This is a genomic window from Mesorhizobium sp. P5_C1 (genome assembly GCF_054049815.1).
The window spans coordinates 1-8,858 of sequence record NZ_JBFULQ010000219.1 but is presented as its reverse complement, the minus strand read 5'-3'; the positions used below and the strand labels follow the sequence as shown (position 1 = coordinate 8,858).

At 62.5% G+C, this 8,858-nt stretch carries 9 protein-coding genes and 1 pseudogene; 9 read left to right on the top strand and 1 reads right to left on the bottom strand.

All coding sequences use genetic code 11. The features are described 5' to 3' along the window. The 9 genes and pseudogenes from ACXJ7R_RS17945 to phnE (ACXJ7R_RS17905) form a co-directional block, all read left to right on the top strand. Nucleotides 1-551: hypothetical protein (locus ACXJ7R_RS17945; protein WP_457153007.1), on the top strand; the 551-nt coding region annotated here is incomplete at its 5' end. Continuing rightward, complete coding sequence (gene phnK, locus ACXJ7R_RS17940; protein ID WP_457153006.1) at nucleotides 548-1,324, top strand: phosphonate C-P lyase system protein PhnK; 777 nt, start codon at nucleotides 548-550, stop codon at nucleotides 1,322-1,324. The genes ACXJ7R_RS17945 and phnK, both read left to right, overlap by 4 nt. Nucleotides 1,325-1,327: 3 nt before the next feature. After that, on the top strand, nucleotides 1,328-2,035 hold the full coding sequence (phnL, locus tag ACXJ7R_RS17935) for a phosphonate C-P lyase system protein PhnL (RefSeq protein ID WP_457153005.1): 708 nt from the start codon (nucleotides 1,328-1,330) through the stop codon (nucleotides 2,033-2,035). Further along, nucleotides 2,032-2,649 (top strand): DapH/DapD/GlmU-related protein, encoded by a 618-nt coding sequence (locus ACXJ7R_RS17930; RefSeq protein ID WP_457153004.1) that lies wholly within the window; start codon nucleotides 2,032-2,034, stop codon nucleotides 2,647-2,649. Before phnL ends, ACXJ7R_RS17930 begins: the two co-directional genes overlap by 4 nt. Before the next feature lie 85 nt (nucleotides 2,650-2,734). After that, entirely contained in the window at nucleotides 2,735-3,445 is a 711-nt protein-coding gene (locus ACXJ7R_RS17925) for a DUF1868 domain-containing protein (protein ID WP_457153003.1), read from the top strand. Between the two features lie 132 nt (nucleotides 3,446-3,577). Beyond that, nucleotides 3,578-4,416, top strand: a pseudogene (gene phnC, locus ACXJ7R_RS17920) (phosphonate ABC transporter ATP-binding protein). A 101-nt stretch (nucleotides 4,417-4,517) separates the two neighbouring features. Further along, nucleotides 4,518-5,426 carry a phosphonate ABC transporter substrate-binding protein gene (gene phnD / locus ACXJ7R_RS17915; protein ID WP_457153002.1) on the top strand — a complete coding sequence of 303 codons (909 nt, stop codon included), beginning with the start codon at nucleotides 4,518-4,520 and terminating at the stop codon, nucleotides 5,424-5,426. Nucleotides 5,427-5,481: 55 nt separating this feature from the next. Next, nucleotides 5,482-6,435: a phosphonate ABC transporter, permease protein PhnE gene (gene phnE / locus ACXJ7R_RS17910; RefSeq protein WP_457153001.1), complete on the top strand. Its 954-nt coding sequence runs from the start codon at nucleotides 5,482-5,484 to the stop codon at nucleotides 6,433-6,435. A 103-nt stretch (nucleotides 6,436-6,538) separates the two neighbouring features. Then, on the top strand, nucleotides 6,539-7,906 hold the full coding sequence (phnE, locus tag ACXJ7R_RS17905) for a phosphonate ABC transporter, permease protein PhnE (RefSeq protein WP_457153000.1): 1,368 nt from the start codon (nucleotides 6,539-6,541) through the stop codon (nucleotides 7,904-7,906). 35 nt (nucleotides 7,907-7,941) lie between these two features. On the opposite strand, the gene ACXJ7R_RS17900 is transcribed toward phnE (ACXJ7R_RS17905), so the two are convergent. Beyond that, nucleotides 7,942-8,793 (bottom strand): sugar phosphate isomerase/epimerase family protein, encoded by an 852-nt coding sequence (locus ACXJ7R_RS17900; protein WP_457152999.1) that lies wholly within the window; start codon nucleotides 8,791-8,793, stop codon nucleotides 7,942-7,944. Nucleotides 8,794-8,858 lie beyond the last annotated feature (65 nt).

Below are 8,858 nucleotides of genomic sequence, written 5' to 3'. Positions count from 1 at the left end.
CTCCGACACCGATCACTGCGAGAAGCGGCGTGAAGAGGGTCATCGTGGCCATCTTGCCCCTGATACTGCTGGCGAGGAGATTCAGGCCATCCGGGACCACTCCAATGGGTAGCTCTTTCGTTGAAGTAGATGAAAAGGGCTTCTGGATGAACGACAGCCTGCTGTGTCTTTGGCTGCGTTTGCTGGCATTACATGTCCAATCCAATCTCGATCAGTCGGCTCCAGAAATGGTCGCCCGGGAAGAATGGCTTTTGCAATCCGAGTGCCATGCTCCAGGTTTCGTTGTGGCAGATTTGGACCGCGTGGCGCGCGATCAGAACGCGAAGCAAAAAGTGGTCAGCGCGATAGGGCGACTCCTCTCGATGTTGGAGAGACACGCAAAGATGCTCGAACCCGCCACGATTAATCTTCTCGGACTCAGCATTGTTTGGTCACACCCAATCGAGACCAGTCGGCTGCTCGAAATCGGCAACGCATTTCTTGACCTGCTCGCCGGCAAAATCACGACGGGAGCAGATAGCACAGAATTCATGCCAGGATCCCGTCCATGACAGACGAACCAATGCTGCGCGTCTCGGCGCTCTCCAAATTCTATGGCTCGCGCGTCGGCTGCGACAACGTTTCCTTCGACCTGTGGCCGGGCGAAGTTCTGGCGGTCGTCGGCGAGTCCGGTTCCGGCAAGACGACCCTGCTCAACTGCCTGTCGACCCGGCTGTTGCCGAGTTCCGGCACCGCCAGCTACCGCATGCGCGACGGCCAGTTCCGAGAACTCTACCGGATGAGCGAGGCCGAGCGCCGCTTCCTGATGCGTACCGACTGGGGTTTCGTCCACCAGAACCCGGCCGATGGCCTGCGCATGACGGTGTCGGCCGGCGCCAATGTCGGCGAACGGCTGATGGCGGTCGGCGACCGCCACTACGGAAAGATCCGCGCCACGGCCGTCGACTGGCTGTCGCGCGTCGAGATCGACGAAGACCGCATCGACGACGAGCCGCGCGCCTTTTCCGGCGGCATGCGGCAGCGCCTGCAGATCGCCCGCAACCTCGTCACCGGGCCACGGCTGGTGTTCATGGATGAGCCGACGGGCGGCCTCGACGTCTCGGTGCAGGCACGCCTGCTCGACCTGCTGCGCGGCCTGGTCACCGACCTTGGTCTCGCCGCCATCGTCGTCACCCACGACCTCGCCGTGGCGCGTCTTCTGTCGCAGCGCATGATGGTGATGAAGGATGGCCGCGTCGTCGAAAGCGGTCTCACCGACCGCGTGCTCGATGACCCGCGCGCGCCCTACACCCAGCTTCTCGTTTCCTCGATACTTCAGGTGTAACCCATGCCGACGCCCCTCGTTGTCTCCGACGCCGCCAAGAGCTTCACCATGCATCTGCGCGACGGCATCAAACTGCCTGTCGTCGCCGGTGTCTCGTTCTCGATCAGGGCTGGTGAATGCACCGTGCTCGGCGGCCCGTCCGGTGCCGGCAAGAGCTCGATCCTGAAGATGCTCTACGGCAACTACGCCGTCGACGAGGGCCAGATCATCGTCAAGCACGATGACGGGCTGATCGATCTCGCCACCGCCAGTCCGCGCACCGTGCTTGCCATACGCCGGCAAACGATCGGCTATGTCAGCCAGTTCCTGCGCACCGTGCCGCGCGTCTCGGCGCTGGACGTCGTCGCCGAACCGCTGGTCGAGCGCGGCGAGGACCGCGAGAACGCGCGCGGCAAGGCACGCGCCTTGCTGGCGCAGCTCAACCTGCCGGAAAAACTCTGGGCGTTGCCGCCGGCAACCTTCTCCGGCGGCGAGCAACAGCGCGTCAACATCGCGCGCGGCTTCATCACCGAGCACCCGATCCTGCTCCTCGACGAACCGACCGCCTCGCTCGATGCCAGGAACCGCGACGTTGTGATCGAACTCATCGCCGCCAAGAAAGCCGCGGGCGTCGCCCTGCTCGGCATCTTCCACGACCACAACGTGCGCGAGGCCGTCGCCGACCGCATCATCGACGTCACCGCTTTCGCGCCCGGAAAAGTCGCCGCATGACGAAAAAGCTGTCAGAGACGCCGCTGATCCACCCGACGGCGGACGTACAGAACTCAACGCTTGGCCGCTGGACCGAGATCGCCGACCGCAGCCGGGTTTCCGAGAGCATCCTCGGCGACTATTCCTACATGATGCAGGACTGCGCCGTCTGGTGCGCGACGATCGGCAAGTTTTCCAACATTGCAGCCAGCGTGCGCATCAACGCCACCAACCACCCGACATGGCGGCCGACGCTGCACCATTTCACCTACCGCGCCTCCGACTATTGGGACGACGCCGAGCACGAGAGCGAGTTCTTCGCCCAGCGACGCGCCAAGCGCGTCACCATCGGCCACGACACCTGGCTCGGCCACGGCTCGACCATCCTGCCCGGCGTCACCGTCGGCGATGGCGCCGCGGTCGGTGCCGGTGCCGTCGTGTCGAAGGATGTCGCGCCTTACACCATCGTCGGCGGCGTGCCGGCCAAACCGATCCGCGAGCGTTTCGACCGCCGCACCGCCGAACGCTACCAGGCGCTCGCCTGGTGGGACTGGGACCATGCCAAGCTGCGGACAGCACTGGTTGATTTCCGGGAACTATCGGCCGAGGCCTTTCTGGAAAAATATTGCGGATAGGCCATCACATCATTGTCATAGGTGAGCCTGTTTCATCTCCCTGACACATCGCCGGGGCAGGACGCCATCTGCCCTGGAGATCGCAATGCCTGTTTCAGTCAGACCCTCGCTCGCCGGATTCTTTGCCGGCTCCAATCCGAAGCCACCGGTTCATCTCGGCACGCGCTACGACACGTCGGGCAATTTCCTGATCGAGCCCGGCAACACGGTCGTCAGCCATCTCGTCAGCGGTTCGCCCTCCGAGGCCGTGGTGCTTGAGGTGCGCGACCGGATGCTGGCGATGCCCGATGCCGACCGGCTGGCCTTCACCCCGGTCTCCAGCCTGCACATGACGCTGTTCCAGGGCATCATCGAATATCGCCGCCGTTTGCCCTACTGGCCACATGACGTGCCGCTCGACACCAGCATCGACGCCATGACCCGCCTCTATTTGGAACGCTTGAAGGGCTTCAAGGGCCTCGGCCCGTTCAACATCAAGGTGGTCGCAGTCGTACCGACCGGCCTTACCGTTGCCGGCGCGACCGACGAGGACGTGCGCATCATGGGCGCCTGGCGCGATGCCTTGGCGGTGCCGTTCGGCTACCGGCATCCCGACCATGACAGCTACGCCTTCCACATCACCTTCGCCTATCAGATCCAGCGTCTTGCGGATGACAGGGCGGCCGCATGGCAGCAACTGTTCGATGACTCTCTCGCGCTTTTCGCGCGGCAGGCTCCGGCGATCGAGATCAAGGCGCCGGCCTTCTGCAGCTTCAGGGACATGGAGCATTTCGAAGAGTTGCAGGTGCTCGGCTGATCCACCACCGGGCGCCTGACGCCGCGCCTGTGGGCAGTAACAAAACTGACATCAATCCGACACCGCAGGTTCATGGCGCTGCGCTAGCGAAGTTCTTAACAGACCTTCAACGCGACTGGACTGCAAACGACCATGTCAGCCACGCTCGAAATCCGCGGCGTCACCCGACGATTTGGCAAGAACACTGCCGTCAGCGATATCAACGTCTCGATCCCGCAGGGTCAGATGGTTGGCATTATCGGCCGTTCGGGTGCTGGCAAATCAACCCTTCTTCGCATGATCAATCGTCTCATCGATCCCAGCCAGGGATCGATTTTTTTTGACGGCGCCGAAGTTTCCCAGCTGCGCGGCTCGCCGCTCCGGCGCTGGCAGCGCGACTGCGCCATGATCTTCCAGCAGTTCAACCTGGTGCCGCGCCTCGACGTGCTGACCAATGTGCTGCTCGGCAAGCTGAACCACCGTTCGACCATGTCGAACCTGCTCGGCATGTTTTCCCGCGCCGAGTGCGCCGAGGCGGTCGCCGCGCTCGAGCGGCTCGACATTGCCCGCACCGCAATGCAGCCTGCCGGTACTTTGTCGGGTGGCCAGCAGCAGCGCGTCGCCATTGCCCGCGCCATGATGCAGCAGCCCAAGGTGATCCTCGCCGACGAGCCGATCGCTTCGCTCGACCCACTCAACGCCAAGGTGGTGATGGATTCGCTGCAGGACATCAATCTGCGCGAAGGCATCACCGTCGTCACCAATCTGCACACGCTGGACACTGCGCGCGCCTACTGCAACCGCATCATCGGCATGGCCGCCGGCAAGGTCGTCTTCGACGGCCCGCCGGAAGAGCTCAACCGCGAGGCTGTCCGTCTCGTCTATGGCGCCGACAGCAAATCTCCGAGGCCATCACCTCGACCAGCATCGCCTACAAGCAAAAGATCACTGCATCCGCCGGACCGCTCGAGCCCGCATTCCCGGGATATTGAGTCAAGAAAGAGCGACCTGGATCGCCAGCCCGCGTCAAGGGCACCTGTCAGAATAACCAACGCTACCGGCGCGGGGCCGGAACCCACAGGAGAGATATCCAATGTTCAGGAAGATGGTTTTTAGCGCCGTTTCGGTGCTCGCCATGGCAACCAGCATGGCCCACGCCGCCGATATGAAGGAATTCCGCGTCGGTATCCTTGGCGGCGAGAACGAAACCGACCGGCTGCGCAACTACCAGTGCCTGGCCGACCATCTGAAGGCCGAATTCGGTTTCGAGAAGGTCTCGCTGTTCCCCGCCGCCGACTATGACGGCGTCATCCAGGGCCTGCTCGGCGGTACCCTCGACTTCGCCGAACTCGGCGCTTCCGGCTATGCCAGCATCGCCCTCAAGGACCCGAAGGCGGTAACCCCGATCCTCACCACCCAGCAGACCGACGGCGCCACCGGCTACTATTCGATCGGCCTGGCGCTCAAGTCTTCCGGCATCACCGACATCAAGTCGGCCAAGGGCAAGAAGCTCGGCTACGCCGATCCGGATTCGACCTCCGGCTATCTGATCCCGCTGACCCAGATCCCGAAGGACACTGGCGCTTCGAACGAAACCTTCTTCGCTTCGACCCAGTTCAATGGCGGCCACGAGAACAACGTCCTGGCCGTGCGTGACGGCAAGGTCGACGTCGCGGTGGACGATTCCTCGGGCATCGGCGATTTCAAGAACGGCTACACCTCCGGCACCTTCCACAAGGAAGTCGCCAAGGGCGCCGTCGACCCCAACGACTTCGTCGAAGTCTGGCGCTCGGGCCTGATCCCGAACGGCCCGCTGGTCGTGCGCACCGCACTCGGCGACGACATGACTGCCAAGCTGACTGCCTTCTTCACGGCCCTGCCGGCCAAGGACAAGGCTTGCTTCGAGGGCGTCGAAGGCGGCGATTTCACCGGCTACGTTCCGGTGAAGGCGGACTTCTACAACGTCATCGTCGAAGCCCGTAAGGCGGCCATCGGCGGCTAACGGCAAAAATCAGAAGGGCGGTGTTCAAAACACCGCCCCTTCTGTTTGTCCGATCATGACCCTTTCCGTGACAGCCCCCTCCGCCGCCCATCAGATGGCCGATGCCTGGCGACGCCAGATATCGCTGCGCCGGCTCTATACGGTGCTTGGCGTCGGTTTACTGCTTGCCGCGATGTTTGCGAGCATGTGGTTCGCCGACGAAGCCAATGCCGGGCACTTCTTCGACCGGCTGCCGCATATTCTGGACTTCCTGAGCTGGCTGATCCCCAAGGATTGGAACGACGTCTGGCGGGCGCTGTTCGACATTGCCTCGCCGCATGACACTGGCACCCAGGAATTCAACTTTCCGCTCGGCCGCGTCTATGTCTGGGGCGGCTTTTACATCCCTGAATATTTCGAGCTCATGCTGACCACGGTGAACATGGCCCTGGTCTCGACGTTTATCGGCTTCATCTTCGCCGTGCCGTTTTCCTTCATCGCCGCGCGCAACCTGACGCCGCATCCGGTGCTGAGGCTCGTCGTCAAGCGCTTCATGGAGCTGCTGCGCGCCTTTCCGGAGATCGTCATTGCTGGCCTCTTCGCCGCCATCGTCTCGACCGGTCCGATCGCTGCTATCATCGCCATCGGCCTGCATTCGATAGGCGCGCTCGGCAAGCTGTTCTATGAGATCAACGAGAACATCGATATGCGCGCCGAGGAAGGCCTGAGGGCGGTCGGCGCCAACTGGTTCGAGCGTGTGCGCTTCGCCGACCTGCCGCAGGTGCTGCCCAACTTCATGTCCTACACGCTGCTCCGCGTCGAGATCAATGTGCGCGCTTCGACCATCATCGGCGCCGTCGGCGGCGGCGGCATCGGCGAGGAATTGAAACTCTCGATTTCACGCGGCTTCGGCGCCAAGACGCTGGCGTTGGTGCTGCTCTTGTTCACGACCATCTTCATCATCGACCAGTTCTCCGCCTGGCTGCGCCGCAAGCTGGTCGGCGAACAAGCCTTCCTGATGGGTGCTTAGCCATGATCCCGAAAAGTGGAATCCGGTTTTCGGAAAAGACCATGGCAAAACCAAAAGATAGAGATCCATCCCGGTCCTATCGGGATGGATCAGGTTCTTGATCATGGCGACGATGACCGCCGACGAAATCCGGTTGATCGAGGAGCGCTACCCGCAAGTGTTCCGGCGGCCGACGTACAAGCGCTTTGCCCCGCTGTTCCTGTTCGTCGGCATACTGCTCTACCTCATCTATGCCTTGTGGTTCTTCAGCCTGCCGCAAGTGCTGCGGGAATCGCACTGGGAACGCCTGCCGCTCTTCCTGACGCAGTGGGTCAGCTATGACCTGCAGCCGGAATTTCGGCTCGACCAGCCCGAGATAACACCGAAATACCCGCGCTTTTCCGCGCTTGGCGAGAACCCGAACCCAGACTGGGTCATCAAGAACGCGGACGGCACCTTCAGCGTCCTGATCGACGGTCCGGACAAGTCCGTCACCTTCGACAAGACCAAGGCGACGATCGTGGCCAATGGCGAGACGGTGCCGGTGTCGCTGACCGGCGGCAAGCCGGTGATCTCGGGCCCGGTGCCGGACTGGATCACCGCTCATGACGACGAGGTGGTGGCCAAGATGGGCTTCGCCGGCGAAGTGCGCGTCACCGTCGACCGCGTCAAGGTCCGCAAGCGCTTCCTCGGCTGGGCAAATTTCGTCTTCGACACGCGCTCGCCCTTCTTCGGCAAGTCGGCCAGCGAAGTGGTCTCGCTGATCGTGTCCGGCCCCGAACTCAAGCCGGGCACCTCGAACCTCGCGCTGGCGGGAGACAATATCTGGAACAACGCCCAGTGGCAGCACGGCGACGTCTGGACGAAGTTGCTGCAGACCATCGTCATGGCCTTTCTCGGCGCGCTGCTCGGTGGCATCGTCGCCTTCCCGCTTGCCTTCTTCGCCGCCCGCAACATCACGCCGAACGGGCTGCTCAGCCAGGTGCTCAAGCGTTTCTTCGACTTCATGCGTTCGGTCGACATGCTGATCTGGGCGCTGTTCTTCACCCGCGCCTTCGGCCCTGGCCCGCTGGCCGGCAGTGCCGCGATCTTCTTCACCGAGATCGGCACGCTGGGCAAAACCTATTCGGAAAGCCTCGAGAACATCGACGACAAACCGCGCGAGGGCATCAAGTCGACAGGTGCCAACGGTTTGCTGGTGCAGCGCTATGGCGTAATGCCTGAAGTGATTCCGATCTTCATCAGCCAGACGCTCTACCAGTGGGAATCCAACACCCGCGGCGMCACGATCATCGGCGCCGTCGGCGCCGGCGGCATCGGCCTGAAACTATGGGAAGCGATGCGCACCAACTCCAACTGGGCCAACGTCTTCTACATGGTGCTGCTGACGCTGGCCGTGGTGTTCATCTTCGACAACATATCCAACTTCCTGCGCCGCCGGCTGAGCCGGACCATCCACGACTACAACAGAATCCAGGCCGAGCAGGGTTAGCGATCACGGCGCTTCAGAGCATGTCTCAACACGCCTTACGCCGCTTTCTTCCACCCGTTCCTGATATGCTTGTAGCCGTCGCGATAGACGGCTTCCGGGCTCTCGGAAAAATCGCGCCACACCTTGGTCGCCGCAGCCAGGTCCTTGAGCGAACGGCCGAACGCCTCGATCGTCAGCCAGTCGTCATAACCACTCTTGCGGATGGCGGAGAACGCTTCCTTCCACGGGATATTGCCGCGCCCCGGCACGCCGCGGTCGTTCTCCGAAATATGGATATGGACGACATTCCTGCGGTGTTTTGTATAGGCGCCGATCGGGTCGGCTTCCTCGATGTTGGCATGGAACGTGTCGTACATCGCCTTGATGTGCGGCCGGTCGATGGCATCGATATGCTCGGACAGATCCGCCATCGTGTTGAGAAGATAGCATTCGAAGCGGTTCAGCGCCTCGAGCCCGATTGTGACGTTCCTCTTGCCGGCATGATCGCCGATCGCGCGTTGCGAAGCGACCGAGCGTTTCTTCTCGGCGGCTGTCGGCCCCGAGCCGGAGAAGGCACCGAGCGTCGAATGCAGCGGTCCGCTCAGCGTGCTGGCGCCGAGCGCGTCGGCGCAGTCGATAGCCCATTTCATATAGTCGACGCCGGCCTTGCGGGTCGCGGCGTCGGCCGCGATCAGGTTCATCGCCGGATCGCCCATGGCTGACACGGCGGTCCGCTCCAGCCCGATACGGTCGAGCAACTCACCCAGTTTCTTGTAGTCGTCGGGCGTGCCGGCGAAGATCGGTATCTCGACGCCATCAAAACCGGTTGCCTTGATGTCGCGGAGCAACGGCTCGTGTTTCTTCGACACCGCCGTCGTCCACAGGAACATGCACATGCCGATTTTCATCGACGCCCCTCCCCAGTGAATTCCCCTCGCCGGTCGAAGCTATAGTTTCGTCCAGGCCCCATTCT

What these genes read in the sequence shown, in the direction of transcription:
- phnE (WP_457153001.1), top strand. Translation starts at nt 5,482, where the DNA reads ATGACCCTTTCCGTGACAGCCCCCTCCGCCGCCCATCAGATGGCCGAT.
- ACXJ7R_RS17925 (WP_457153003.1), top strand. Translation starts at nt 2,735, where the DNA reads ATGCCTGTTTCAGTCAGACCCTCGCTCGCCGGATTCTTTGCCGGCTCC.
- ACXJ7R_RS17900 (WP_457152999.1), bottom strand. Translation starts at nt 8,793, where the DNA reads ATGAAAATCGGCATGTGCATGTTCCTGTGGACGACGGCGGTGTCGAAG.
- phnK (WP_457153006.1), top strand. Translation starts at nt 548, where the DNA reads ATGACAGACGAACCAATGCTGCGCGTCTCGGCGCTCTCCAAATTCTAT.
- phnL (WP_457153005.1), top strand. Translation starts at nt 1,328, where the DNA reads ATGCCGACGCCCCTCGTTGTCTCCGACGCCGCCAAGAGCTTCACCATG.
- ACXJ7R_RS17930 (WP_457153004.1), top strand. Translation starts at nt 2,032, where the DNA reads ATGACGAAAAAGCTGTCAGAGACGCCGCTGATCCACCCGACGGCGGAC.
- phnD (WP_457153002.1), top strand. Translation starts at nt 4,518, where the DNA reads ATGTTCAGGAAGATGGTTTTTAGCGCCGTTTCGGTGCTCGCCATGGCA.